Annotated in this window: 22 protein-coding genes and 1 pseudogene; 13 read left to right on the plus strand and 10 right to left on the minus strand. The window is 45.6% G+C overall.

Annotated features, from left to right (window positions below; translation table 11 throughout):
• Nucleotides 1-1,400: IS66 family transposase (locus tag Q1Q15_RS23170; RefSeq protein ID WP_300465026.1), on the plus strand; the 1,400-nt coding region annotated here is incomplete at its 5' end.
• A 380-nt stretch (nucleotides 1,401-1,780) separates the two neighbouring features.
• On the opposite strand, the gene Q1Q15_RS23175 is transcribed toward Q1Q15_RS23170, so the two are convergent.
• Entirely contained in the window at nucleotides 1,781-3,766 is a 1,986-nt protein-coding gene (locus Q1Q15_RS23175) for an Ig-like domain-containing protein (protein WP_300465027.1), read from the minus strand.
• 1,568 nt (nucleotides 3,767-5,334) lie between these two features.
• Here Q1Q15_RS23175 and Q1Q15_RS23180 point away from each other — a divergent pair.
• From Q1Q15_RS23180 to Q1Q15_RS23190, 3 genes are all read left to right on the plus strand, one after another.
• A complete protein-coding gene (locus Q1Q15_RS23180) occupies nucleotides 5,335-5,526 on the plus strand; it encodes a hypothetical protein (protein ID WP_300465028.1) in 192 nt (63 codons plus the stop codon).
• A 347-nt stretch (nucleotides 5,527-5,873) separates the two neighbouring features.
• Nucleotides 5,874-6,602 (plus strand): hypothetical protein, encoded by a 729-nt coding sequence (locus Q1Q15_RS23185; protein ID WP_300465029.1) that lies wholly within the window; start codon nucleotides 5,874-5,876, stop codon nucleotides 6,600-6,602.
• A 46-nt stretch (nucleotides 6,603-6,648) separates the two neighbouring features.
• Complete coding sequence (locus Q1Q15_RS23190) at nucleotides 6,649-7,854, plus strand: S8 family peptidase (protein WP_300465030.1); 1,206 nt, start codon at nucleotides 6,649-6,651, stop codon at nucleotides 7,852-7,854.
• A 52-nt stretch (nucleotides 7,855-7,906) separates the two neighbouring features.
• Here the strand turns inward: Q1Q15_RS23190 and Q1Q15_RS23195 are convergent, their stop codons facing one another.
• The 3 genes from Q1Q15_RS23195 to Q1Q15_RS23205 are packed head-to-tail and all read right to left on the minus strand — an operon-like array spanning nucleotide 7,907 to nucleotide 9,900.
• On the minus strand, nucleotides 7,907-8,398 hold the full coding sequence (locus Q1Q15_RS23195; protein WP_300465031.1) for a 3-hydroxyacyl-ACP dehydratase FabZ family protein: 492 nt from the start codon (nucleotides 8,396-8,398) through the stop codon (nucleotides 7,907-7,909).
• Nucleotides 8,391-9,638, minus strand: coding sequence for a beta-ketoacyl synthase N-terminal-like domain-containing protein (locus Q1Q15_RS23200; protein WP_300465032.1), 1,248 nt, complete (start codon nucleotides 9,636-9,638; stop codon nucleotides 8,391-8,393). Before Q1Q15_RS23200 ends, Q1Q15_RS23195 begins: the two co-directional genes overlap by 8 nt.
• Before the next feature lie 13 nt (nucleotides 9,639-9,651).
• On the minus strand, nucleotides 9,652-9,900 hold the full coding sequence (locus Q1Q15_RS23205; RefSeq protein ID WP_300465033.1) for an acyl carrier protein: 249 nt from the start codon (nucleotides 9,898-9,900) through the stop codon (nucleotides 9,652-9,654).
• 597 nt (nucleotides 9,901-10,497) lie between these two features.
• Between Q1Q15_RS23205 and Q1Q15_RS23210 the strand changes: the two genes are divergently transcribed.
• Nucleotides 10,498-11,166, plus strand: a complete 669-nt coding sequence (locus tag Q1Q15_RS23210) for a hypothetical protein (RefSeq protein ID WP_300465034.1) — start codon at nucleotides 10,498-10,500, stop codon at nucleotides 11,164-11,166.
• On the opposite strand, the gene Q1Q15_RS23215 is transcribed toward Q1Q15_RS23210, so the two are convergent.
• A complete protein-coding gene (locus Q1Q15_RS23215; RefSeq protein ID WP_300465035.1) occupies nucleotides 11,080-12,450 on the minus strand; it encodes a molybdopterin-dependent oxidoreductase in 1,371 nt (456 codons plus the stop codon). The two genes, Q1Q15_RS23210 and Q1Q15_RS23215, sit on opposite strands and share 87 nt — an antisense overlap.
• A 45-nt stretch (nucleotides 12,451-12,495) precedes the next feature.
• Between Q1Q15_RS23215 and Q1Q15_RS23220 the strand changes: the two genes are divergently transcribed.
• Nucleotides 12,496-12,807, plus strand: a complete 312-nt coding sequence (locus Q1Q15_RS23220; protein ID WP_300465036.1) for a hypothetical protein — start codon at nucleotides 12,496-12,498, stop codon at nucleotides 12,805-12,807.
• Nucleotides 12,808-12,815: 8 nt separating this feature from the next.
• On the opposite strand, the gene Q1Q15_RS23225 is transcribed toward Q1Q15_RS23220, so the two are convergent.
• Together Q1Q15_RS23225 and Q1Q15_RS23230 are read right to left on the minus strand one after the other, a co-directional pair.
• Nucleotides 12,816-13,064 carry a hypothetical protein gene (locus Q1Q15_RS23225; RefSeq protein ID WP_300465037.1) on the minus strand — a complete coding sequence of 83 codons (249 nt, stop codon included), beginning with the start codon at nucleotides 13,062-13,064 and terminating at the stop codon, nucleotides 12,816-12,818.
• Nucleotides 13,064-14,230 (minus strand): transposase, encoded by a 1,167-nt coding sequence (locus tag Q1Q15_RS23230; RefSeq protein ID WP_300465038.1) that lies wholly within the window; start codon nucleotides 14,228-14,230, stop codon nucleotides 13,064-13,066. Before Q1Q15_RS23230 ends, Q1Q15_RS23225 begins: the two co-directional genes overlap by 1 nt.
• A gap of 432 nt (nucleotides 14,231-14,662) precedes the next feature.
• On the opposite strand from Q1Q15_RS23230, the gene Q1Q15_RS23235 reads away from it, so the two are divergent.
• Complete coding sequence (locus tag Q1Q15_RS23235) at nucleotides 14,663-15,343, plus strand: MBL fold metallo-hydrolase (RefSeq protein ID WP_300465039.1); 681 nt, start codon at nucleotides 14,663-14,665, stop codon at nucleotides 15,341-15,343.
• Between the two features lie 60 nt (nucleotides 15,344-15,403).
• Here the strand turns inward: Q1Q15_RS23235 and Q1Q15_RS23240 are convergent, their stop codons facing one another.
• Complete coding sequence (locus Q1Q15_RS23240; protein ID WP_300465040.1) at nucleotides 15,404-17,221, minus strand: molybdopterin-dependent oxidoreductase; 1,818 nt, start codon at nucleotides 17,219-17,221, stop codon at nucleotides 15,404-15,406.
• Between the two features lie 231 nt (nucleotides 17,222-17,452).
• Between Q1Q15_RS23240 and Q1Q15_RS23245 the strand changes: the two genes are divergently transcribed.
• The 6 genes from Q1Q15_RS23245 to Q1Q15_RS23270 all read left to right on the plus strand — a co-directional run bounded on the left by Q1Q15_RS23245 (nucleotide 17,453) and on the right by Q1Q15_RS23270 (nucleotide 24,236).
• On the plus strand, nucleotides 17,453-18,433 hold the full coding sequence (locus Q1Q15_RS23245) for an amidohydrolase family protein (RefSeq protein WP_300465041.1): 981 nt from the start codon (nucleotides 17,453-17,455) through the stop codon (nucleotides 18,431-18,433).
• A 65-nt stretch (nucleotides 18,434-18,498) separates the two neighbouring features.
• Entirely contained in the window at nucleotides 18,499-20,163 is a 1,665-nt protein-coding gene (locus Q1Q15_RS23250) for an FAD-binding protein (RefSeq protein ID WP_300465042.1), read from the plus strand.
• Between the two features lie 28 nt (nucleotides 20,164-20,191).
• Nucleotides 20,192-21,250, plus strand: coding sequence for a TAXI family TRAP transporter solute-binding subunit (locus Q1Q15_RS23255; RefSeq protein ID WP_300465043.1), 1,059 nt, complete (start codon nucleotides 20,192-20,194; stop codon nucleotides 21,248-21,250).
• 88 nt (nucleotides 21,251-21,338) lie between these two features.
• A complete protein-coding gene (locus tag Q1Q15_RS23260) occupies nucleotides 21,339-23,267 on the plus strand; it encodes a TRAP transporter fused permease subunit (protein ID WP_300465044.1) in 1,929 nt (642 codons plus the stop codon).
• 10 nt (nucleotides 23,268-23,277) lie between these two features.
• Nucleotides 23,278-23,973, plus strand: a complete 696-nt coding sequence (locus Q1Q15_RS23265; RefSeq protein WP_300465045.1) for an FCD domain-containing protein — start codon at nucleotides 23,278-23,280, stop codon at nucleotides 23,971-23,973.
• 17 nt (nucleotides 23,974-23,990) lie between these two features.
• Nucleotides 23,991-24,236, plus strand: coding sequence for a ferredoxin family protein (locus tag Q1Q15_RS23270; RefSeq protein WP_300465046.1), 246 nt, complete (start codon nucleotides 23,991-23,993; stop codon nucleotides 24,234-24,236).
• 822 nt (nucleotides 24,237-25,058) lie between these two features.
• Here the strand turns inward: Q1Q15_RS23270 and Q1Q15_RS23275 are convergent.
• Nucleotides 25,059-25,574 (minus strand): annotated as a pseudogene (locus Q1Q15_RS23275) (transposase zinc-binding domain-containing protein); the annotation flags it as partial.
• Between the two features lie 120 nt (nucleotides 25,575-25,694).
• On the minus strand, nucleotides 25,695-26,965 hold a 1,271-nt coding region (locus tag Q1Q15_RS23280; protein ID WP_300465047.1), incomplete at its 5' end, for a molybdopterin-dependent oxidoreductase.

The following is a 26,965-nucleotide window of genomic DNA, read 5'->3' on the forward strand; positions in this document are numbered from 1 at the left end:
TAGAGGAACAAAACAAAAAACAGCGGGAAGAAATAATCCGTCTCAAATCGGAACTGGAAAAAATCAAAATCAAGTCAATAAATTTGGAAGTTAACAAACCATCATCCAAAAAGCCGGAGTGGGATAAAAAAGGGGTTGGGAATGATGGCAAGGGTAACAAGAAAAAAGGGAAAGGCCGGGGACGTAGAGCTCGAAAGGGCGCCGGGAATGTCAGAAAAGATAAAAAAATTACGCGGTCAATCAAGACCACGGTAGATACCTGTGATAATTGCGATAAAGATTTGACTGAGGAACCTGCCTTGCAAAGCAGCAATGAAAGAATCGTCGAGGATATTCCGGACATTGTCCGGGAAACCGTGATCACCAGTATCGAGCAGGAAAAAAAATGTTGTCCGAATTGCAAGGCAGTCGTCACCGCAAAATCTATTTTGGCCTTGCCAAAAGCGGATATTGGTTTGAACGCATCCGTTCTAATTTGTTACTTTTGGGTTGCATTGTCCATGCCCTTAACCCGTACGCGGGATTATTTGCAGGCATTCTTCAGTTTAAAACTATCGACATCGGGCCTCTCAAAACATGTTATCCGGATAGCGGAGATAATGAAACCCGTCTATCATGAGATACTGAAAGATATAAAGTCTGGCGTAACGCTCCATGCCGATGAAACTGGCTGGCGAGTGAGGGGTAAGAATTGGTGGTTGTGGGTATTTGGCACCCTCGACTCCGCATATTTTACTATAGATAAATCGAGAGGTTCTGCTGTAGTGCGCCGTGTTCTGGGAGAAATATTTTTCGGAGTGCTGGTCGTTGATGGATGGAGTGCGTACTTGTCATTAATTTGTGAACAACAAAGCTGCATGGCCCATGTATTGCGGAAAATCAGAAAATTTCGGGAATCATTTCCACACTTAAAGGCCATAAGTCAGTTTTACTTCAGATTTCGGAAGATTCTTCGTGATGGCGAGAAGCTACAATCTCAACGAAAAGAATTGGAAAAATTGATTTTTAAAAGACGGCTGAAAAAATTGCATGACAGGCTGAACAAGCTACTTGAATGGCAGGACCCGGATGATATTTTGAAAGAAATCATCAAAAAGGTTAAACGGCAACAGCCAAGAATCCTAACATTTGTGGATCATCCAGGAGTTCCTTGCCATAATAATTATGGCGAATACTTAATCAGGATCGGTGTTTTAAAACGAATAGTCTCCGGTGGCAGCGTGTCTTCAAAAGGGGCAGAGGCTTATGCAGTGCTGCTTTCTATTTTTATTACCTGTAAATTGAGAGGTATTGGTTTTCCCATGTATCTGAAAACAAGTTTACAGCAGTATATCAAAACGGGGAAACCGATGCTATTAAAGGAATATAACCCGGCTGAGGAGATGGATTTAGCAGCATGACTCCGGATATAGGCCTATTTACTCTGAAATCAGTTTGAACTTACGAAAGATTTACTACATTTTCTCGAAGCCATGCAAAAGGCAGCCTGAAAACGAAGAATTTATCCAGCGATTTTTTAAACCGTTAGGGTTCATTGAATCTTTCAAAAAGCCGCCCAAAGAAATTATATTGGATTTCGATGCCACGGATGATCCAGTTCATGGCGATCAAAAAATGCTAACAGTTGACTGAACAGGCTTGCATGTCGTACCATTTTTTTAGTCCTCCTTATTGTGGATCTTTCGGTTATTGTTGTGGTGACATCAACCATAATCCCACAAGGAGAATTACTACAATCTCCTTTTATCTAAAATCCGTTTTTGGACAACAGTGATTCTTACTAATCTATGGTGACGGTAATGGGGACGGAAGTGGTTGAGTGGCCGGCCTGATCCGTCGCGACCGCGGTCAAGGTGTGCGTCCCCTTGGGGAAACCCGATAGATCTTCAATAATGTAGTAGGGCTGATCACCGTCTGGACTCCCAACCTGCGCGCCATCGATTTCGAAACGGACCTGTGCGATTCCACTGGGCTTGTCCCAAATATCCGTGCGGATATCCTGAGCCCAGGCTATAAGATGTGCATTCTTCCTGATAACATCCCCCTCCTTTGGGTAGAACATGCTGACCGCAGGGGAGCCAATGTCCTCGCTGGCGTCGGTTGTGGCCGATACAATTTGGGACATGGAGGACCGATTGCCGGACGTGTCGACAGCCTGTATACCGAAGTACTTGGTGGTTTCAGGGGGAACGATCCCGGACCATAACAGCTCTGAAGTAAACCCGAGCACCCCCATGTCAGAAGGCGATGATCCTCCAGAAATGATATACCCGTATACAGAGATGACATCAGTCGATGCATTCCAGGAGAGGTCGATCTGGCGATCTGATATTGACTGAGCTACGACATTCTCTGGAACCGTGGGGGGGGACTGGTCCGATAAGGTGGTTGCCGATACCACGGCGGATTTGCCTGACAACATGAAATTTTTATCGGTTGCTTCCACTGCATAATATACGGTTATTTCACGTGGTAAGCCGGTGTCCAAATAATATTCCTCCTTGACGGCGGCAATGGGAATAAGGCTTGATTCTGTTTGCCCCCGGTATATGATATACTGTGTGATACCGGTATTGTCCGTCGAGGGATTCCACTTGAGTTCGATTTCGGAGGTCGAAATTGCCGTTGCCACAAGGTTAAGGGGGGCGGTGGGGGGAGTGGCATCCGGTGTCTCAGCTATGATCGGGGATGAAGGCCATGAAAGATTGTGGGGGGCATCGAAAGCTGAAATGGTGTATGCGAATGGAACCGCCTCGGGGAGTTGTTTATCCAAAAAATGCGTCAAGGTTGTCGTTCCGATGAGGGTTCCATCTCGATACACCTCATATCCCGCTGTCCCTATGCTATCCTCCACGGGCTCCCAAGAGATGAGTATATCTTCAAAAGATATGGGGGCCGCTTCTACACCCGAAGGGGTATCCGGCGACTGAAGATCTGGACCATCGAACAATATGGCGTTTTCATAAGCCAACGCCGTTCCGGTATAACTTCCGGACATAACTGCGGCACCCTGCAACGGTGTCAACTGTCCCAGAAGCGCCGCGTAAGACAGGCCTTTGGTGGTGTCGGTATAATCGATATAAGAGCTGAAAAAACCTGTCCAAAAAGAGGCCATGTATTCGAATTCTTTAAACCGGGCCAGATCCGCCATCAATTCCAAAAATTTTGAATCGAGGGGTTCCCAGAAATTGTAGCTGTCTCTGGCCCAGAAAAATGTGGGCGGATAGAGAGAATGATGGCCCAGTTCAGAGCCTCTCGATTTATACAGCCAGGCTTCTTGCGAGGCAATCTTGATGCCATGTGCCTGGGCCGTGTCTGCAATATTGAAAAATCTTGTCAGAAAATCGTTATTGACCGGGTAGGTATGTATGTCGAGGAAGTCCAGTGGAAGCTCTACGAATCTCTCCAAGAACAAGTTGTAGTCCACTTGCCAGAGGCCGAAACCGGCTCCCACTGCCTGCCCCTGGGCTCTTTCATCCGCGAGTCCGGTGAGAATGGTTCTCACGAGATCAGTCGCTCCCTCCGGGGTGTCGATCTCCTCAATTCCGGTCTGACGCGCTTCAGTATCCGGTTCGCTCAGAACAATAAGATAGTCCGGCGCTATTTCCCGGGCAATTGTTTTGGCCACTTTCATTCTGCCGTTTCGGTAGGCGGCAACGTCAAAATCAGGGTCATCATTCAAATTGTAGAATTGTTCAAACAGCTCTTTCGGCCACCAAAGTTCATCACTGCCCTCGGTAAAGAAACATTGCGAATTAATAACCAATTTCATCCCTCGAGCACGAACATCAGATGCAAATTGTTTGTATAAATTGAGATAGTCCTGGTACTCTTGCTGATCAGCATGGAAAGTGGGGTCCAACAGGGGGTAGGGTATGGGAATGCTGACGACACTGATTCCTAAAGCTTTCAGGTGATCAAGCTCCAATAAGCTATATTCGTAACTCTCCCGCGAAAAATCAAAGGGTCCACTATGGACGTTCATGCTCATGTGTGCACCTCCGAAGTTCATCGGCGAATCGGAACCGTCATATCTGTCGTCGAGTTCGTTCCTGAACTCGTCTAACGCATCGTTCAGTTCTGTGTACAGGTCCTGAAATTCGGTAGGAACATCCTGGGCTTGACAGGTCGGTACCTGGAAATAAAAAATTGAGATAATGATCGCAATACCAACCAAACACCAATGCAACGGATTTGGGTGGTTTTCGAAAAAATGGATGGTCTTACCAATAGTCATGTTTTTTGCTCCTGCATAAAAATTAAGTTGGCCGAACGTTTTCATACAGGGGGAACTATCAATTTCCATGCCATGCCCTATACTGTGTAAAAAAACACATACAATTCCATTCTGGCCTTTGGTGTGACGGCCTGAGATGGAGGACATGGCGGTCGCGGGATTGATGAAATTTAAACACAAATGGTTTTATTAAATCATTTTGGTGACTTTACCGATTCATATAAGAGCATCCAATTCCGGGATATTCTGATTCCAGATAAAAATCAGGCGTAAGGGATTTCACAAGAAATAATCTACCCACATCTATATTCAATGACAACATCCCATTTGGGCAGTGTGGGAGACCGTTCAATTCTGTTTTCGTGAAACCTTGTATCGCTAGCTGGTATCCCGATTTCAAAGCGTGGTCGTTTCTGTATCTCTAAAATAGTCATGTTCAGATTTAGGCAGACTTTAAATTTTTTTTAAATCATTGAAATTAAAGGTACTTTTGTATATAATTTGTCTAAAATGTTGTACATGAGTTATCGTGGATAAGATGGCATGTGGCGCTCATCTTCTTAATTGGCGGGGCTTTATCAATCCATGACCTGTAAGACTCCACCCTCATCAATCCGGCGTAGGTAAGTCATCGCTACTACGCATGTAAACAGATGGCACCTGATCTTGCTGTCAGTCCAATGCCGGATCGGCAGCACACCCACTAAATCATCATTTTTACTGAGGCGAAAACGATCTTCGACCTGCCATAGGTCCAGACTTGCCTGGATGATGTCTTTTGTTGTCCAATCTGTATTGTCTGCGTTATGAGAAAAACATTGACAAACCCATGTTTGGAATTGTAATGATGAGGATATCTATTTGCTCTACTTTTCATTTTTCCTTCTGCCCATGGAACGGCTGCATCCATAAAGAAAACTAGTTGATTCTTTAATATCAGTGGCACGGCAGACAGCTTATAAACAAAGCAAGTTATAAAAAATTGCATCTCAGATTGGACAAAGCTGATCGTTGATGAATGTTTGAGCATTTAAATTAACGGAATTCGTGAAAGATAGGTGTAACGGATAATTTAAAGGAAGGAAGGAAGGTGTATAATGAAAATTGTAACAAATCTTCTGACAGTCCTAATCGTTTTCATGAGTATGATTATTGCCGCTCCTGTTTTTGCAGAAACTGTGGATGGAGTGTATGATGATCCAAAATTTCAAGCAAATCCTAGAAATCATTCAATTTTTTCAGCCGATTTTAAATTTATAGTGATTTTTTTTGTGTTTAGTTTGATGTAGAAGACCTGGTCCTCAGGACCAGGTCAGAGTACAGAAACTTTTCCCTCTGTAAGGCCCAATGTCATCCAATATTTGAAGTTGTCCTCAGAGTTTTTCGGAGCAAAAAGGTTGGCAGATTGTTGAATTGAATATACAGATCGACCCAATTCAGCTGCTGGTGAAGGTGCCACCAAAAGTTTCCATATCGAATGAGGATACAGTTCAGACACGGTTGGTTTGGATTCTTAAATGATACGGAAGTATGTGAAGCATCAAAAACGGAAAGATAAACGGACAGAACAATTAGGTTTGTTTAGCTAAATAGGAAACCCGATCGATTTCTTTGCTGAGCGAATGGAGGTAAATAGATGGAAAATTTTTCAGGAAAGGGGCAATGTCTGACTTTGAAATTTTTGATGATGGCAGTTTTGATTCTACTTGTGACGCCAGAACAACTAAGGGCACAGGACATGCCTACTTGGAAAGGAACCAACCCGGTAGATGGGGCAGTGGTCAGTCAGATACTATACAGGGAAGGTCTTTTAAGCATGTGCCTCAAGAATGCAGACCTAGAACAGGTATTAAATGAGATTTCTGAACAATGCAACGTGAAAGTAGAATTGATGCAGCCGCTTGAGGAAAAAATCTCGCTCAAATTTGTAGATTTGCCTTTGGATCAGGGCCTTAAAAGGCTATTGAAAAACCAGAGCTACTCTTTTATTTATTTTAAAAAAATGGACTATAGTCAAAATGAATACCATTATCCCTTGGGAAAGGTAACGCTTATGGGCAAACCGGGCTCAGCCCAGAAATATCACAGAGCTGTTTCTGTATCTGACAGTAAAGAGAAAAGTGCAAAATATTTTTCTGATCAAGATATTGGGATAATGTTGCCCAATATTAAGGTGCTGAGTCACTTGATTCAAAACCCTCAACTTGAAGGAAGGGATTTAAATCTTTTTGCGGAAAAAATTAATAGTGATTTAAATGAAGTCCATTCCCAGATTTTGAAAGCCATAGAAGAATCTGGGGGAAAAGGAAATGTCCATGTTGAAGCACAGGAGATGCGTTTTAAAAACACAGATAATTTGGACTAAAAATAGGGATGTTTTCATGTCAGAATAGATTTAAAAGGAGGTCGAAATGAAAAAAATACGAACAATAAACAATCTTTTACCATTGCTTTTTGTAATTCTGTTATTAATGATTTATGTTGATTGTGTTCATGCAGACGACAGCGAAGGGGTTAGAATAAACATAGGGTACAATCAAAAAATGTCACAATCAAAAGTTGATGATCTGATAGATCAGTATAATGGTAAAATGGTGCTTGGGATTCCTTCTATTAATATGAAAACATATATTGTCTCTAAAAAATATTTAGCAATAATTAAATCAATTCTTTTAAAGGACAATACCATAGATTTTGTGGAAGAGGATGTTCGCATGTCTATCCCGGCCCCACCTTTGGGCGCAAGTAAAATGCCTACAGATCCTTTCTACCCTGTGCAGTGGGGGCCTTTGTGCATAGGCGCTGAAGAGGCATGGAATTATGGAAGCTTGTATGATCACCCAGACATTATTGTAGCAGTGATAGATACGGGAGTTGATCTTGATCATCCTGATCTTGTAAATATGGTCGACACAGACATAGATTACGATTTTGTAAATAATGATTCAACTGCCATGGACGATAACGGTCATGGAACTCACTGTGCAGGAATTATTGCCGCACAGATGGATAATGGGCAAGGTGTTGCCGGGCTTCAAAATGTCACCATTATGGCAGTAAAGGGCTTGGATTCAGGAGGGAGCGGCTGGACTTCGGTTTTGGCCCAGTGCATAACATATGCTGTTGATAACGGGGCAAAGGTACTAAGTAACAGTTGGAGCGGTACCATCCCTTCTTCTACACTCAAGAATGCTGTTAATTATGCGTTCAGCAAAGGGGTTGTGGTGGTTGCTGCCGCTGGAAATTCAGGTAATTCAATTAAAAATTATCCTGCGGCTTATCCAGCAGTGATTGGTGTGGCAGCCCTTGGTACTTGCACGACTCGAGCCGGATACAGCAATTACGGCACTGAGAATGTTTTTATTTCAGCACCTGGCAGTTCCATTTATTCAACCTATCTGGATGATTCTTATGCTTCCCTGAGCGGAACATCCATGGCATGCCCGCATGTGGCAGGGGTTGCCGCCATGTGGATCGGTGTCTACGCTGATTATATCGCACTGATTCCGATACAGGTTATGTATCTGTTAGCCGCCCACGCAGACGATTTGGGTAACCTTGGGAAAGATATTTATTTTGGTTGGGGAAGGGTGGATATGTTTCCATGGGCGGATTAGTTGCTGAAAGTAATTTTGTCATGCAACACCCCCCCCACCCACCGGGGGGGATTCAAATTACCATTTGATGAAATTGGGTTCTGTCCAAGATCGTCATTAAAAGCCTGAATGATGCAATTTTTTTATTGTTTACATAAGTTACTCCCTCAAGCCTTGCGGCACGATTGCTTAGGTTTTTAAGGCCTACTTTATAACAGACCGTCTTATCGGGAAAAACGGGGGAAAAAAAACGAGCATCTTCTGTCCGATATATGAGAATCTCTTTTGAGTCGTGATTTTCGATATTATATCGAATAAGTATTGTTCCAGACTGTCCAAACCCTTCAGTGAGAATAGCAGCCGGTATCACAGGAAATCCAACAAAATGTGCTGGAATAAAACTAAGTGACTTGCTGATATGAAAGCTGGCTTCAATCTCCTTTTTGTCAAGATGTATCACTTTATCCACAAAGAGAAACGGATCTCCATATGGTATAATTTTTTTAATATCCTCTCTGGATATACTTCCATCAATTTCACGTAAATCATCCACTGAGTCAGTCATGGTTTCTCCTCAAAACAATAGTTGCATTCGTTCCACCAAAACCAAAGTTATTTGAAATGATGATATTCAACTCTTTTGAAAGAACCTCTTGAGCAATCGGTATACCGACAAATTCTTGATCCAGAGACTCAATATTGTTTGATGCCGCTATAAAATCATTTTCCATCATGCCCAGACAATAAATCAATTCATGCACACCCGCTGCTCCAAGAGAATGTCCTCCAAGTGATTTGGTCGAGGAAAGATAAGGTATGTTTTTTTCAAAAACTTTTTTTATGGCGTTTATCTCTGCCAGATCTCCAACAATAGTGGATGTCCCATGAGTATTGATATAATCTACTGAATCAGGTGAAATATCAGCATTTCCCATTGCTTTTTTCATACATCGTGCTGTCATGGTTCCTTTAGGATCTGGAAGAAAAATATCGTATCCGTCCGAGTTTGCGTGAAAGCCAACAATTTCCGCATATATTGTTGCCCCCCTGTTTTTGGCATGCTCAAGTTCTTCAAGAATTACGATCCCAGCTCCACCACTAATGACAAATCCGTCTCTATCGACATCGTAGGGGCGAGATGCCTTTTCAGGTGTGTCATTGTATTTTGTTGATAGTGCAATACGCATGGCACAGAAGGCTGCAGTGAGAATAGGATTTACATCCTCACCGCCACCTGCGATTGCAGTGTTGAGGATACCGTTTTGGATTAGTTCAAATGCGTGTCCGATATTATGCGCAGATGTAGCACAGGCGGCACCGATCGAATAACTCCTGCCGCCAACTGGAAACATATTTACAACGTTTGCACTGCACGAACTGGACATTGCATGCGCAACCGAATGTGGATTAATCCGACGCGCTTTCATGTCATATAGTTTATTTGCACCGTCGTGAATTGCAAAGACATCACTTATTCCACTTCCGACAAAACAGCCACAATCATCATTCTTTATTTCGTTATCAGCAAGACAGGCGTTTTGAAGCGCATCGTGTGCGGCAAGAACACAATAGAAAGAGGCTCCGGACATACACAATCGTTTTCTTCTGGGAATATTCGCTTTTTTTTCTTTTTCCTCAGTGTGTCGTATTATGCCCGCCACACTACTTTTAAGTCCAAATTTTTCCCATTCAACAACTTTACGAATTCCGCTTTTACCCTCACGCAAACTCTTTATCACATCCTGATAAGAATTTCCAAGACTTGAGATTATTCCGCAACCGGTTATAACGACTCTTTTCTTCATGGAATCAGTAGCCTTATTCTTTTTTTTTATTGATTATCAGATCAACAAATTCCCCAATGGTTGTAAGTCCTTCAACTTCATCATCATCAACAGAGATATTAAATTTATCTTCCATATCCATAATTAGTGTTACCGCCTGCAGGGAATCCAACCCAAGATCTTCTTGAAGTTTGGTCTCTCTCGTAAGATCTTCAACCTCTAATTCCATGTCGGATTCCTTTATTAAATATTCTGCAATTGTTCTTAAAATGTTATTGTTCATTTCATACTCCATTTTTTAAAAGTAAGTTCAATTGATGCTATTCTGTATTAGTCTCCGGTCATTTAAGGCAATATAGGGTAATTTGAAGAACATGCACGGGGCAGGTTTAGCAGATAAGGCCTTAACCACTGCGATAAACTTCAACCCTGTGCAGTAAAGCGCATCAAAGGATTAATCATAAGCTCGGCCATTAAGAACAACAAGAGTGCTATTTCCTGCAAATGATAATGGTTCATTTATGATCAAGCCCTAAGTTGACAATTTTATACTTGAATGGCAGAGAATCTTTTGAACTGATAGCGTTGAGTATTTTCGCTACCAATTCAGGCTTAGCTCAAATTTAAAAGTAACGCTGTAGATATAAAATCCGACACAATTATCCTAAGATAGATGATTACTATTGCCTATTTTTTTATAACATCACATAGAATCTAAGGCAAGATGAATTGTAATTATTCAGCAAAAAAAAAGCATCAATGTCATTTGTTACTTGACAAGGGTTTTTATGAAAATTCTAATTACTTTAGGGTAATCTGGAAGACCTATTTTAATTGGGCCATACATGATTTTGATATACCATTCAAGAAAGTTTTTTATGTGCCGCTTGAACTTCTTCGTTTTTCAAAATTTAAACTCGTTAAAACTCAACTTCGAACGGAAAATTCTACTCCAAAAACCCGTCATTATTACCCGGCGTTTGCAGATGCGGTATTCATTCCGGCCATCAACATGGTGGCCTTGATCACGGTCTATATCCATGACCATTTTTCCCATGTTCAAAAGGCGGGGCTTCTGGTATCCCCGGCTGTCAACATGACCAGCCTTTATGCCTGGGAGTTCAAACGCTTTGATTTGCAGGATGTCTGGCCGGATTTGAATGCCCAGGTCTGTTTTTTGATGTCATCAGACGGATCAAACAAGGGACACCGGTACCCAGGTCAGAGAAGCGTATCAGACGGTTTGTGCCCACTTGAAAAAAAGGGTGTCGAGTTTTCCATTGTTGCCTGTACGGGGCTGAGCGCTCTGGATGCGGAACTGCCTCTGGCATCAATAGATGCTGCAGACGTTCTGGCCGGGGAAATTATTGCCGTTGCAAAGGAAAAAAACGAGAAAAGCAGAGGATATGCCCTTTGGATAAATGGTAGATCCTCTGCCGGACTGATGTTACATTATCATGTGTTACTGGATCAGTTTTTCAAGTTTGACGGCCCCGACTTTAAATTCCGGAATTTTGGCCAACGGATCAAACGCACTGGAACTGGTTAAAATATTGGTGGGGTTTTCACCAAAATGGATGGGCAAAAATAATGTCCCTGGTCTTACCGCTGTTGTTATCCTGGCAGGGACTTCCATTTGACCGCGCCTTGACGTCAGGAGAACCGTTTCGTCGGGCATTATTTTTTTTCTCTGGGCATCCTCGGGATTGATTTCAACATACCCGGTTTTCTGTTCCACATCCAGGTGTTTGGATATCCGTGTCATGGTACCGGTGTGGAAATGGGCAAACATCCTGCCGGTGGTCAAAAGGAATGGATAGTCTTCACAGGCAAGCTCTGCCGGGTCCCTGTATTCGACGGCATGGAATTTGCCCTTTCCCCTGGCAAAGACGTCTTTATGAAGATAGGGGGTCCCGGGATGATCCCCGTCGGGGCAGGGCCATTGCAGTCCGTTGATGCCCAATCGGTCATAGGTCATCCCCCCATAGTTTTTTTCGGTCAATGCGGTGATTTCATCGAAAATGTCTTGAGCAGAGGTATAGGCCATGGGATATCCCATGGCAGTGGCCAGTTTTGAAATAATTTCCCAGTCTGACAGGGTATTGCCCACCGGCGCCACGGCTTTTCGGGTTCGCATGCACCGTCTTTCCGTGTTGGTAAAGGTCCCCTCCCTTTCGCCCAGGGCCGCAGAAGAGAAAACGGTATCGGCAATCTGGGCGGTTTCCGAAAGGAAAATATCCTGGACCAGCAGAAAATCCAGTTTTTTAAGGGCATGGTTCAGGTGGTTCCAGTCCGGGTCACTGAGTTTCGGGTTTTCACCAATGACATACATGGCCTTTATTCGTCCCTCATCAATGGCAGAGATCATATCGGTGATGGTCAGGCCCGTGGTATGCTGGGTGATCCCCATGGCATACAATAACGCCGCCGGTGAATGGGTGGCATAGAGTTCTGCCATTCGTTCAATATCTTTTTGTTCAACCTGTGTGATTTTTGACACCCTTTCAGGGGTATAATGATCCATTACCTGCTTAAACGCATCAAAATCTTCACACCGGTCATGAATATAATCTTCGGAATGCCAGTTGTTTTTGAGAATCACGTGCATCATGCCATTGAGCAGGGCCACATCAGACCCCAGACGATGGTGTACACAAAGATCTGCCATCCCGGCCAGCTGGATATTCCTTGGATCCGCAACAATCAGTCGGGCGCCTTTTTCTTTGGCCTTGATAATCCGGCTGGCAATCATGGGATGGCAGGCGGTGGTATTGGATCCGATAACAAAAATGACGTTGGAGTCTCGTTCAAATTCTGCAATGGAATTTGTCATGGCTCCACTTCTAAAAGCAGCGGCAAGACCTGCCAATGTGGAAGAGTGTCACAATCGAGCGCAATGATCGACATTGTTGGTACCAATGACGGCCCGGGTAAATTTCTGGGCAAGGTAGTTTTCCTCATTGGTGATTTTAGCAGAGACCCGGACCCCGATGGCGTCCGGGCCGAATTGGTCTTTGATCTGGTTGAATTTAACGGCGGCATGGTCAATGGTTTCACGCATTTGAAAACAGAGCCGGGTGTCTCCTATATGATCTGTGCCGATGATACCAAAATCTTACTGGATGTCGGGTTTAACAAATTAAAAGAACATCCCTCTCCCTTGCTTCATAATATCCTGAAAGTCGGCTAAAGCGTACACTATTCGGTATCCGCTCCCAAGTACTTCAAGAACAACCTGTCTTTGGCCACTGATTCGGTGGACCATCGATAGCTGGCCATTGCAGTCTGTACCTTTGTGGTTTCAATGCAGTCGAACCAATCCAGGCTTTGAGCGAGAGAGCGTTGCGAAAGCCAGTTTCCCAGTTTTTTTTCAAGCTTGATAAGTGATTTGGTTTTTCCTGGTTCATTTTTCCTGAGCTTGGCCTGTACTTCCTTTATTTTTTTCATCAGGAAACAATGATAGCCCAGCGAGATAAATTGTGTGAATTGTCTTCCACGCAGATTGTCCGGGTACCATGTGCGCGGTCGAGTCTCCCCTTTTGCACGGCAAAGAGTTCTTCAATTTTTTCTCTCAGCCGATAGTTTTCAAATGCTGTAAATGTGTCCATAGTCTGATTGCTGACAAGGGCAAAATAGCCAAAGTACTTCTTTGCTTCGGTAATGGCCTTGTCGTTGAATCCCACCTTCAGCTGACCCCCACGCCCCTTTCTGGAACAGGTCAGGTACTTGTCTATTTTCTCTTGCGCTGATTCCGTGAACTCAGTTTTCCCTTCTTTTATTTGCGTCTTAAGTTCAAGCAAATCTTTACGGAAGGCGAGTTCTTTCTTGGCTTCGTTGTCGGGGGAATAGTAAACATGCACATACAGATGGCGCGAGATCGTTTCTTTTTCACCGGCGGTCTTGCCGTTACGTGATCGCTGTCGTGTCCGGCGGAACTGGTGCATTCTGAGCGAAGTTGCTCCGCAGATTGACGGGTCGAACGGACAAGTGCTGGACATAGCTGCTATCGTTGCACGGAGCGCATCAACTGTCTCGCGGACCCATATAATATTTGGATCAACCAGCGTCAGAAACTTCACATTGCGCAAGGCAAATTCCATCATGTTCTTCTGGCTGTAGTAGCCGTTATCGGTGACGATCAGAGGTTTTTCCAAATTGAGACACTTGAGTTGTGTCAGAGTATTTTCAATGGAGATGACATCCGGAATATTACCGGGTTGCTTAGAGAAGGCTATCGGTTCGCCAGCCTTAACAGAATATAAGGTCAAAAGCTTAATCGTGTTGAGTCCGTCGCCATCCTTATTGAATCCCTGTCGTGCCTCCGACTGATTTTCAGAATAGGTCGAAATAGTTGTAAAGTCAAACGCCAGCATAGGAGACTCCCCCAGTCGTGCGGCACGAGCTGAAAAATAGCGCTGAACGCCTTCCTCATTGCGACCAACATCCTTAAACAGTTTACCATAGACGTCTTCAGTGACCGCCTCACGATATGGAAGAGGGTGCATCACCTGCCAACTCTCGAGTCGCGGCAGCGTGTTGCCACCGGAACCGATCCAGTAGCGTGCGATAGAAAGTATCTTTGCCGCATCACCCTCGCTGAATGAAATACGCACATCATTATCAATGCCGGAAACCTTGCCAACCCATTCCAGGATGTCTGTGAGGCCGGTATGCCGACGTGTTGCCTCGGCAATGCCTTCTTCGCCTTTGCGTTTTTTCGGACGAGTCGGTACAAGGTTTTGTGTTCCCGACTTGATTTTTCCCTTAAGTACCTGACTGACCGTATAGGTCTTTCTGGTCTTTTCGTTGTAGGCCGTAATCCGTTCATAGACGTAAATATCCCCATTCGGACGCTTTTCACGTCATTCCCCGACGTGGGTTTTTCCTGTTATTGGTTTAGCCATGCATAAACTCCTTTTAAAGTGTGCGTATAAATACATACACTTTAAAAAAGTAAGAAAAAAGCATGGCTTTTCAAGTAATTAGAGCTTTTGAAGTTGTGTTTTTTATTTAAGGTGTGCACTTTATCCGATTTTCAGGATAATATGCGAACCCTTGGTATTTCAGCATCGGATATGGATATGATTTTTATCAGTCATTTACACTTGGACCATGTGGGGGGAATGACCGAACAAAAAGAACAGACGTTCAGTTTGTCCCAGGGCCCTGTTTCCCTGCCCAGGATTCCGGTGTATTCCCCCGTCGGCATTTCTGCCTCCAGGTGGAATCCGGGACCGGAACCCCAGGTGATTACCGATCCCACCGTCTTAAAAAAAGGCATTGCCAGCATCGGCGTCATTCCGCGATATTTGTTCCTCATCGGCCACACCCTGGAACATTCCCTGGCCATTCACGTTGCCGGCAAAGGCATTGTTTTGATCATCGGCTGCGGCCACCAGACCATTGAGCGCATCATCGAAAGAACCCGGGCCCTGTTTGATGACCCCATCTACGCGATCATCGGCGGCCTTCATTACCCGGTCAACGGCGGCAGAGTCATGATCGGTCCCGTGAATATCCAGCGCCTTGTCGGATCAGACCGGCCGCCCTGGAACAGCATCCAAGAATCCGATGTAAAAAGGGGGATTGCGGCCATCAAAAAAGTGTCCCCCAAAATGGTTGCCCTGTCCGCCCATGACAGTTCTGACTGGTGCATCGATCAATTCAAACAGGCCTTCGGCAGCGCTTATGTGGAGATAAAAGTCGGAAAAAAAATCAGGATCTGAGAAGGCCGTGAAAGACAATTGAAATGGACCATTTTCCCCCTGTAAGCACGTCTCATCGGTTTAGTGACCTGTTTTTTTTCGGATGCGGCACCCAATCCCCCGGAGATTGGACGTCCCCATTTCCCGACCAAAAGGCGGGGAGCAGGCGGTCAGGATATTGATATTTGATCGATTCCAACCATAGAGATGCTGCCGGCCTTTTTCCGGAAACCACCAGCCATAATCAACGCCAATGACACGGCAATCAATATCATCCGTCAGTCGGGCTTTTTGAAGAATCTGCCCTCTTTTTGTTTCAATGTAGACCCCGTCGTCGTTTTTTATGCCGTATGCCGCAGCGGTCCGGGAATTTATCCACACGAGAGGGTCCGGCTGCCGTTTTCTCAAGGATTGAATTTGCCTGCCACCGGAATGCCGGTAAGGATCGTGCTTCCATGTTGTCAAGACCAGGGGGAACAGCTTAGCCGTTTCTGGTTCGCTGTACGGTGTGTCCGGTGGCTCTGTGTAATGGGAAAGTGAATCAAATCCCCAATCCTTAAGGCGTTTAGAGAACAATTCGATTTTTCCTGTTGGGGTTGAAAAGCCTTCTTTTTCGTGTCTTCGAAATCCTTTTTGACCCTGTAAAAGGCCTATTTTCCTGAACTCACCAAAAGAAAGGCCCTTTGGTTTCAAGCAAAAATCCAGACAGGCTTCTTCGGTGCTCCAGAAACACTCTTCAAGTCCGATCTTATGGGCCAGTCCCCTCAAAATTTCGTAGTCGGACCGGCAGGTGCCTGTTCGAATGATTTTTTGCTGGATGGACACAAGGGGATATGAATACGGGGATGTAACAATACCATCATATTCCAGGTAACTGGCCGCCGGCAGCACAATATCGGCCAACGCTGCTGTCGGGGTCATGAACATGTCCGCCACTGCTGAAAACCGGATTTTTTTCATTGCCCGCAATATACAAATCGCCCGGGCGGTTTGAAAGTTGTTTATGCCATGATCAATGGCATTTCCCCATTGAATAACCGCAGGCCTGTTCCCGGCGTAGATCCGGGCCGATTCCCTGATTTTTTCCGCCGGAATCCAGGTGATGACCGCCACCTTTTCAGGGGTAAACGACATAACGGAATCTTTTAAAAGAGAAAAACCCCACGTCCACTTTTCGATAAATTGACGGTCAAATAATTTTTCATTAATGATGACATGTATCATCCCCAAAGCCAGTGCCAAATCCGTCCCGGGCCTTATCTGCATGGATACGTCCGGCTTTTGGGCTTCGTAAACCGGGCGAGGGTCGATAACAATCAGCTTTGATCCTTTTTGGACGGCTTTTTTCATTCGGCTGTAGGCATGGTGCAGGGTTGAAGATAAATTTTTTCCCCAGATAATGATACAGGACGGGGGATAATCATAATCCGGGATCGCATAAAATCCATAGGTAAGCTGGGATGCCAAAACCCTGGGAACAAAACAGACATGGCCCTGCCACCCGACATTAGGAGAGCCGAAAGCATAGGAAAACCGTGCAATATAGCTGTCCTGGAGACCTTTGGCGGCCCCGTGAATAAACGCCACGGATTCAGGCCCGGATTGATTTTTTATTTCGGTCAGCCACAGGGCAATGGTTTCCAGGGCCTCATCCCATGAAATTTTTTCCCACTGCCCGCTGCCCCTGGCCCCTTTTTGTTTCAGGGGAACGGTCAGGCGGTCCGGATGGTAAAGGTATTCCAGGGATGCCAGGCCTTTTTGACACAACTTGCCTTTGTTTAACGGATGATCAGGATCTCCTTCGATTTTTACAATGCGGTTTCCCCGGACCTGTGCCCGTATACCACAGCCGACCGCGCATAGGCCGCAGGTGCTTTTGATAATTTTTTCCTGTGCCATGTGTTCACCCTTATTTCTCTATTTGAATGATCTTAACCTCTTTTTTCCAACCATTAAATAAAATTATTTTTTTCAAAAAAAGCCTTGACAAGCAAAAAAAAATATGAAAAACCCATAATTGGGTAATGGGTGACCCAATGAAATTTTATTAATTCATTTTAATAAAAAATTCAACATAAATTATTTATTTCAATGCAACACGCAAAAAAGAAATAAAACCGGAGGAAAATAATGGCAACCGTAATTGATGTTCATACCCACATGCTCAGCGATAAATGGCTGGAAATGATTTTGAAACATGGTGACAACTACTCCCTGGTTGACCTGCATGGCCAGCGGGTTTTTCAGCAGGATGGGGCTCCTTTCATGACCTTGATGGACCCCATGTTTGACTATGCCATGCGCATCAGGGATATGGACGCGGCAGGCGTTGATGTCGCCGTCGTCTCTTTAACCTGCCCGAGCGTATACTGGGGGGGGGAAGACATCAGCACCCAGGCAGCCGTTCTCATGAATGACGACATGGCCGGGCAGCAGTCGGTTTATCCGGATCGGATTCGCTGGTTTGCCAGTCTGCCCTGGCAATATCCTGAAAAGGCCGTCATCGAGTTGGACCGCGCCTGTAAAAAGGGAGCGGCAGGTGTTTTTGTTTCCGCCAATGTCTGTGGCATGTCATTGACCGATCCCTTTTTCAAAGCCATATGGGATGCCATTGATAACCGGCAGCTTCCAGTCCTGGTTCATCCGACAACGCCCCCGGGTGTCGGGCAGATGGATATGGGGCGATATAATCTCGTTCCATCGGTTGGGTTCATGTTTGATACCTCTATGGCGGTTGCCCGGATGATTTATGACGGATTTCTGGACCGCTATCAGAAATTAAAAATTATTGCCTGCCATGCCGGTGGGTTCCTTCCTTACATTGCCGGCCGTCTCGACATCTGTTATGAAAATATGCCCGCCTGTAGAGAGGTGATTTCAAATCCGCCCAGCCGTTATTTTGACCGGATATATTTTGATTCGGTTACGTTTCAGCAGGGGGCGCTGGAATTATGCCTGAATGTTGCCGGTACAGACAATGTGATGTACGGATCCGATTATCCTCACAATATTGGCGATATGAAAGGCTGTTTGTCCCGGGTGAATGCGCTGCCCGCCGGCCAGCGAGATGCCGTGAGAGGAAAAAATGCAATGAGAATTTTTGGATTTTAATTCAATAAACCCTATATTCCAGACGGATAGTTCCGTCAAATCAGTTATGTTTAGGAGGCTGAAAGATGAGTAAAGTTTTGATCAAAGAACGTATTGTAGAATCGGATGTATTGGTTATTGGCGGCGGAATTGCCGGTTTAATGGCTGCCCAGAGAGCCGCTGAACTGGGCGCAGATGTGGTGGTGGCCGAAAAATCCAATACCCGCTTCAGCGGTTCCGGCGCCACAGGAAATGATCATTTCCTTTGCTATATCCCTGAAATACACGGTTCAGACGTCGAACCGATCATTAACGAATTTCAGCTTGGCCAGCAGGGTGGATTGAGACATCGGTCCTTTATCCGCACATGGCTTTTACAATCAGAAGAAATTGTAAAACTATGGGATCGGTGGGGTATCCCAATGAAATTTGATGGGAAATATGAGTTTGGCGGACATGCATTCCCGGGAAACCCCATGTACCATATTCATTATGCCGGTAAAAATCAAAAACAGATCCTCACAGAACAGGCTGTAAAAAGTGGGGCAACAATTATTAACCGGGTATCCTGCTATGATTTGATCACCGACAAGGGCAACGTTATCGGTGCTCTCGGGGTAAACACACGGGAAGATGAAATTGTCATCTTTAAAGCCAAAACCGTTATCCTGGGCACTGGGTCTGCCATTCGAATTTATCCCGCCTCGAATACCCCTGCCTGGATGTTTAATACCCGGCTGTCCCCTTCCTGCGTTGGGGATGGACGGGCCATGGCCTATCGTGCAGGTGCAGAGATCGTCAATATCGAAATTCCGGTTTTCAGGTGCGGCCCCGCCTATTTTTCAAGGGCGGGAAAAGCCACGTGGGCCGGTGTGCTTCGTGGTCCGGACGGGAAGGCGGTCGGCCCTTTTGTCAGCGAACCCAGTAACAAGTACGGTGATCCCGTGGTGGATGCATACCAGGACATTTTTATGGATTTCAAGAAATCCGGGCGCGGGCCGGTTTACATGGACTGTAACGGTCTGTCTGACGATGGGATGAAAACCATGCATTACTGGCTGGAAAACGAAGGGAATGTGGGGTTTTTAGATCATCTGGCAGATGAAGGGATTGATCCCCGTGAAAACCCCGTAGAATTCAGGTCGTATCACCGGGAATTGTTTCCCCGGGGCGGGGTATTCTATGATGAAACCGGCGCTTCTTCTCTGCACGGCCTTTTTGCGGCCGGAGACGAGTTGTTTGGCGGCATCTCCGGTGCGGCTATTTTTGGGTGGATTGCCGGTGAAAATGCCGCGAAAATGAGCCGGAATGAGGGGATGCCGTCTTTTGAAAAAGTCAGTGATACGGTAACGGAATTTAAAACACAAATTGAAGGTTTGAGAAACAGAAAAGGAGGACCTGACTGGAAAGAAGCCAATATCCTTCTGCAGCAGATCATGTATGATTTTACAGGCCAGGTCCGATCTGAATCTCTCCTGCGCGCCGGCCTTCTGGCGATCAGGCGATTGAAACAAAAGGCCCATAGCGGCCTTTGTGCGTCAAATCCCCATGAGCTGAGCAGGTGCATGGAAGTGTTCAATATGCTGGATGTGGGGGAACTCATTTTTCTCGGGGCAGATGAGCGAAAAGAAACAAGAGGAAAACACATCAGAACGGATTATCCGTTCACGAACCCGTTGATGTCCAAGTTACTGGTCATCCGGCAGGAAGACCGCAAACCGGTATTAGAGTGGCGTTCCATTGACCACTGATGTATAATCAAATAAGGAGAAAAGTATCATGAAACAACACCGCAGGCTGTCCTATCAGAAAACATTCGGCTTTTTGACGACCCTTTTGATGATCATGTTTTTCACTGCCGGCACCACACTGGCCGCTGACTGGCCGAAAAATGTGGCCGTTATTTCCGCTACCCCGGGTGCCTCAGTCCACATGGTACTCGTTGGAATGGGAAAAACGATTGAAAAACATACGCCGATTAAAAAATGGATTGTTCAACCGCTGGGCGGACCAAAGGCATGGCTGCCGATGATGAAAATGGGCAAATGTCAGTTTGCCAACCACAATGCTGCTGATATGGTCAATGCATTTTTAGGACGGGGAAATTATGAAAAAATGGGGCCCCAGGACATCCGTACGGTTGGTGCCGGCCATGAATATATGTTTGCCTTCTGGACGATACCCGATACCGGTATTCGTTCCATAACGGATTTAAAGGGTAAAGTGGTCGCCAATAAAACAAGGGCCAATCCCATGTTTATTGAAATGACCAAAAATCAGCTGGGCTCTGCCGGACTCACTGAAAAGGATTTCAAAAAATCATTGTCCTTTCCCAGCATAAATGAAGCCATCCGGGACCTGATCGAGGGAAGGATAGACAGCGTTCTTTATCCGGTTGTCCCCAATTTTGTCATGCAGATCAATGAGGCCAAAAAAGAAACCGTCTTTGTTCAGATGACAGCAAATCAGGCGGATTATGTCCTGCAGAAAATGGAAGGGTACTATAAGCAGGATATCCCTGCAAAAGACCCCCGGTTCCGGAATATCAGCCCGGTGTCAAATGCGATCTGTTACCAGAATGCCATGTTTACACCGTCTAAGACCGCTGAAGCGGTTGTTTACGGGGTGGCCAAGGCCATTTTTGAAAACACGGAAGAATTTAAAGATGCACATCCCGCTGCCAAATTCTGGTCCTTAAAACACAAGCCGGTACAACCGGCTGTGCCTTACCACGACGGTGCCATACGGTATTTCAAGGAAAAAGGCCTGTGGACAAAGCAGATGCAGGATCATCAGGAGAAGATGCTGGCAAAGCAGAAAGAACTGATGGATCGTTAAGATCCATTTCAATGTATCATTTTTCAGGTATTATCACCGATTCAGGCAGGGTTGATAATTACAGGGCTGACATTAAGGAGTATGACAAATGGCTTCAGAAAAGAACCTCGTAGAGGATATCAGTTGGCACCAGAGAACGTTCCGGTCAAAAGCGGCATGTATCGTGGGGGGCGTCTGGACAATTTATACCCTGGCATATTTGTGTAATGTTTTCTTTTATTTTGACATTGTTGTTTATCCGGTTACACACCGTGCCATCAGTTCAGGGTTAATTTGTGTTCTGGTTTTCCTGATACTGCCGTTTAGGAAGGGTAAAGAATTAAAATCGTTGAAATGGCATGATCTCCTTCCGGTAGCGTCGATAATAGTCGGCTGCATCTATATTGCCGTCAATGCCAACGACCTTATTGCAGAAGGGCGCCTGACCGCGACTTCACTGGAAATGGTCATGGGGGTACTGTTGTTCATCTCTATTATTGAGGCCACCCGCAGGACCACTGGAATGATACTGGTGGGACTGATTGCATTTTTTTTCTTTTACACGGTATACAGTGACTATTTCCCTGGATTTTTAAACAGCACCGGATTCCCCTACTCCATGACCATCGGGTGGATGTACTTGAGTGCTGAAGGCGTCTGGGGGATGGTCCTGGGCGTCGTAACCACGGTGGTGGCCGGATTTATTATTTTTGGCGGTTTTTTACGCACCATCGGTGCGGCGGCATTTTTCAACGACCTAGCGCTGGCTTCGGCCGGCGGTTTCCGGGGAGGCGCGGCCAAGGCGTCCATCGTCGCCAGTGCGTTTTTCGCGACGATTTCCGGCTCCACCGCAGCAAATGTGGCCACCACGGGTCAAATCACCATTCCCCTTATGAAAAATTCCGGATATGGCCCCAATTATTCGGGTGCCGTGGAATCATCTGCCTCTGTAGCAGGCATGTTTACGCCACCGGTTATGGGAGCGACTGCTTTTTTAATTGCTGAATTTCTGCAGATGGATTACTGGTCGGTCTGCATCGCAGCGATGCTGCCGGCAGTGGCATTTTATATCACTTTGTTTGTCCAGGTCGATATGCAGGCGGTTAAAATCGGGCTTAAAGGGTTACCAAAGGAGGAGATCCCGTCCCTGAGGAAAACACTGGTCGAAGGCTGGCATTACCTGATTCCATTTGTGTTGCTGCTGTTTCAGCTGGGAATTTTAAGGTACTCGGCCCAGACCGCTATCATGTACGCCCTCGGGGTCTTGATCCTGGTGACCTCTTTTAATAAACACACCCGGTTGACCCCTAAAAGACTGCTGCTTGCCCTGGAGGATTCAGCCAAAGGAATGCTGCATATCATCCCCTTGTGCACGGCCATCGGAATCCTTATTGGGTCCATTCAAATGACCGGGGCCGGTACAAAATTCACCTCTGAACTGCTGGTGATGAGTGGCGATAACCTGTTCCTGCTGTTGATTCTGGCAGGCTTTGCATCCTTTATTCTCGGCATGGGAATGACCGCTGTGGGCGTCTACATTCTCACTGTAGTCCTTATCGCGCCTGCCCTGGTTCAGGCTGGGATTGAACCGCTTGCCGCCCACATGTTCCTGTTTTATTTCGGCTGTCTTTCCTTTATCACCCCTCCGGTATGCGTAGCAGCATATATTGCAGCCGGTATTGCCGATGGAAGTCCGTTCAAAACCGGTTTCAGGGCAATGAAGCTCGGGATAGCCGGCTATCTTGTTCCATGGGCATTTATATTCAACCCGGGGATCCTGTTTGTCGGGAATTTTATTCAGATCCTTACGGCATTCTTGTTTGTAACCCTGTCAACCGTCACACTGGGCCTGGCGTTTGAAGGATATATATTACAGCCGATGGGGAAATCAGAACGGGTTTTAGTGGGATTTTCCGGTGCTTGTCTTATGATACCCAATTTGCTAATTAGGATGACTGGAATCATTATTATCGCAGTGATAGCAGGGGGTCAGTTTTACAGGACCCAGGTTAAAAAAAACACAATAACTACAATTTAACAGAGTAAAAATGACAGCTGAATACCAGTCCATTAAAACAAAACGTACATTTGAAATCGTCGTTTCTCTCCTGAAAGAAAAAATATTTTCAGGAGAGAAACAACCCGGAGACCGCCTGCCGACCGAAAGGGATATGGCCCGGATGGCTGAGGTCAGCAGAAGCGCTGTCCGGGAAGCCTATCACGCCCTGGAGATGCTCGGGATTGTTGAAATTCGGAAAGGTGCCAGCGGGGGAACCTTTATCCGGGAACCCAGCCACGATCCCATCACCCAGAATATCAGTAACCTGATCCGGCTGAGAAGGATCAGCCTGTCTGAAATTACCGAAACCCGTTTGCTCATGGAAAAAAATATTGCAGAACTGGCGTTAAAAAAGATTACACCTGAAGATTTTTTAAAACTGGAACAATGCGTCGAGGACGCCATGGACCATGTAAAAAAGGGAATCCGGGCCAGGGAAGACAATATCCGTTTCCATATCTGCCTTGCGGAAATATCCCGCAATAAACTCCTGTTGACGGTGTATTCTTCGGTAATGGATTTGTTTAACCTTTTATTGAAGGAAAAAGCCAGCCTGGAAATGTCCGAAATTATCGCACAGGAGCACAAGGAGATTATCCGGCTGCTGAGAAATGGGGAAACCAGACCCCTTCTTGATTGTCTGGATAAACATATACGAAAAGCAAGCGAGAGGCTTGTTGACTAAATACAAGGAGAAGAAATATGCCACCAGTAATTGACCAAGAAGAGTGTATCGGATGTGGGGAATGTTATGAGGCGTGCCAGAGTGATGTTTTTCATTATACGAATGAGGGAGAATCCCCCACAGTGAGCTATCCGGAAGAATGCTGGCACTGCAATGCCTGTGTTTCCGTCTGTCCGGTTGAAGCCGTTTCGTTGAGAATTCCTCTGCCCATGATGGTTTTATACCATGAAAGAGAAATTTCTGACACACTTAAGACCCCTTGACTCCGTTTTCCCGACGGGCAGGGATCAACTATTTCACGGCGGGTAAACACCAACAGTATATGTTGTTCATTATTGCCGGTGTCAGGAGACCTGCAATCCTGCTTTTCAGGATGTGAACCGATTGTCGTATCGATACGGATAAAACAAACCGTTCATCGTTTCTATTCTCACGGGTTGATGGGTATATGGTAGGTCTATACTATTACTAATCCCGCATAAAACCCGTATTGTAAAATCGAAAGACGGCCATATTGTCCGTATCATTAAAACCAAGGTTACAGGTGAAACAAATGGATACGGCATCAAGGAATGGCTCAGACACCTGGTCACATATATGACCATACCGGGTCGTCATAACGATGCCTATGATATATAAGAAGACGCTTTTTGTTAAAAGAAGTATGAAATAGATTCCAAAAACTGAAATATGTATCCATTCGGGATCGGGCACAACATGTTGTGCCCGATCCCGAATGGGTCAGAATATTCTTGAAATAAAATATAGGCATTAAAGTGAGGTGATGGAAATAATCTGGATGTTTATATGAAAAGATCGAAAATTATCAAATTTTTGCTGATTTTGAGCATAGCTCACCAGTAACTCCGCAAGTCACACAAGTCAATTTTTAAAATACATCCTATAGGTAAGGCCTCAACTCCAATAGTCAAAGGATGGAATCTGGGTGTCTGAAACATCATAAATCAATTCAGGGATATAAACCGGGGTAGGTGGTGGCGGATCATGGTTGCGTATATCCCAAAGCCCCAGATGTCGTAAAATCATTTCTATGATTTCAATTTCTTCAATAAAGCTGATGACTTTTGCACCGCAATGCTGGCGCCGGGAACAGCATCATCATATGGTACAGCAGATTTCAAATATGCGCTGAGTACCTTCCATCCACAGATACTGAGCTTTGCCAGTAATTTGCGGTCATAAAGAAAATAGATCCGCAATCGTTTGGGAATACTGAAAACCCATTGCCGATGGGAAACATCCTTCAAGACATTGGTAAGCAGCCATTCGCCATATTCAACAACCCTTTTCTGATGGCAAGATGGACAAAATTGTCTGCGCTTACAAGAAAATGCCAAAAGATATTCATGACCGCATTTTTCACATCTGACTCTGGCAAATCCGAAAGGAAGGTCACCGCAATCCAGGTATTTGTAAATTACGGTCATGATATAAGTCCGCCAGAAGCCATAGCGAGATGCATACATGTCATCCCACATCTGTTCCTGTTCTTCAAAATGATTTTCGACGCATTTGTAGTATGCACTTGCCTTGGGATTACGGGGCTGATAAACATCAAGATCATATGTGACAAGGTCAATACAGACAACTGGGGCATTGGGGGAGAATGTGTAACAACGCTGAGAAAACGATAACAGCAGAGGATATGCCATTTGCCTCAATGGTATATCCTCTGCCGGATTGATGTTAGGCTATCAATTTTACTGGATCAGTTTTTCAAGTTTAACTGCTCCAACCTTAAATTCCGGAATTTTAGCCAACGGATCAAAGGCACTGGAACTGGTTAAAATGTTGGTGGGGTTTTCACCAAAATGGATGGGTAAAAATAATGTCCCGGGTTTTACCGCGGTGGTTATCCTGGCGGGGACCTCCATTTGACCTCGCCTGGATGTCAAAAGAACCGGTTCGTCCGGCAGTATTTTTTTTCTATGGGCATCCTCGGGATTAATTTCAACATACCCGGTTTTCTGTTCCACATCCAGATGTTTGGATATCCGTGTCATGGTACCGGTGTGGAAATGGGCAAACATCCTGCCGGTGGTCAAAAGGAATGGATAGTCTTCACAGGCAAGCTCTGCCGGGTCCTTGTATTCGACGGCATGGAATTTGCCTTTTCCCCTGGCAAAGACGTCTTTATGAAGATAGGGGGTCCCGGGATGATCCCCAGTGGGGCAGGGCCATTGCAGTCCGTTGATGCCCAATCGGTCATAGGTCATCCCCCCATAACTTTTTTCGGTCAATGCGGTGATTTCATCGAAAATGTCTTGAGCAGAGGTATAGGCCATGGGATATCCCATGGCAGTGGCCAGTTTTGAAATAATTTCCCAGTCTGACAGGGTGTTGCCCACCGGTTCGACGGCTTTTCGGGTTCGCATGCACCGTCTTTCCGTGTTGGTAAAGGTCCCCTCCCTTTCGCCCAGGGCCGCAGAAGAGAAAACGGTATCGGCAATCTGGGCGGTTTCCGAAAGGAAAATATCCTGGACCAGCAGAAAATCCAGTTTTTTAAGGGCATGGTTCAGGTGGTTCCAGTCCGGGTCACTGAGTTTCGGGTTTTCACCAATGACATACATGGCCTTTATTCGTCCCTCATCAATGGCAGAGATCATATCGGTGATGGTCAGGCCCGGGGTATGGGAAAGGGTGCAGTTCCAGGCGGTGGTGAATTTCTTTCTTGCCTCAGGATTGTCAACGGGCTGGTACCCGGTAAATACATTGGGCAGCCCGCCCATGTCGCAGGCGCCCTGGACATTGTTCTGACCCCTTAACGGGTTTACCCCGCCGCCGGCAATCCCCACATTTCCACAGAGCATGGCAAGGTTGCAGCAGGATTTTACGTTGTCGACACCCGTGGTATGCTGGGTGATCCCCATGGCATACAATAACGCCGCCGGTGAATGGGTGGCATAGAGTTCTGCCATTCGTTCAATATCTTTTTGTTCAACCTGTGTGATTTTTGACACCCTTTCAGGGG

The sequence above is a fragment of the Desulfobacula sp. genome (assembly GCF_030145145.1).
Classification (GTDB): Bacteria; Desulfobacterota; Desulfobacteria; order Desulfobacterales; family Desulfobacteraceae; genus Desulfobacula.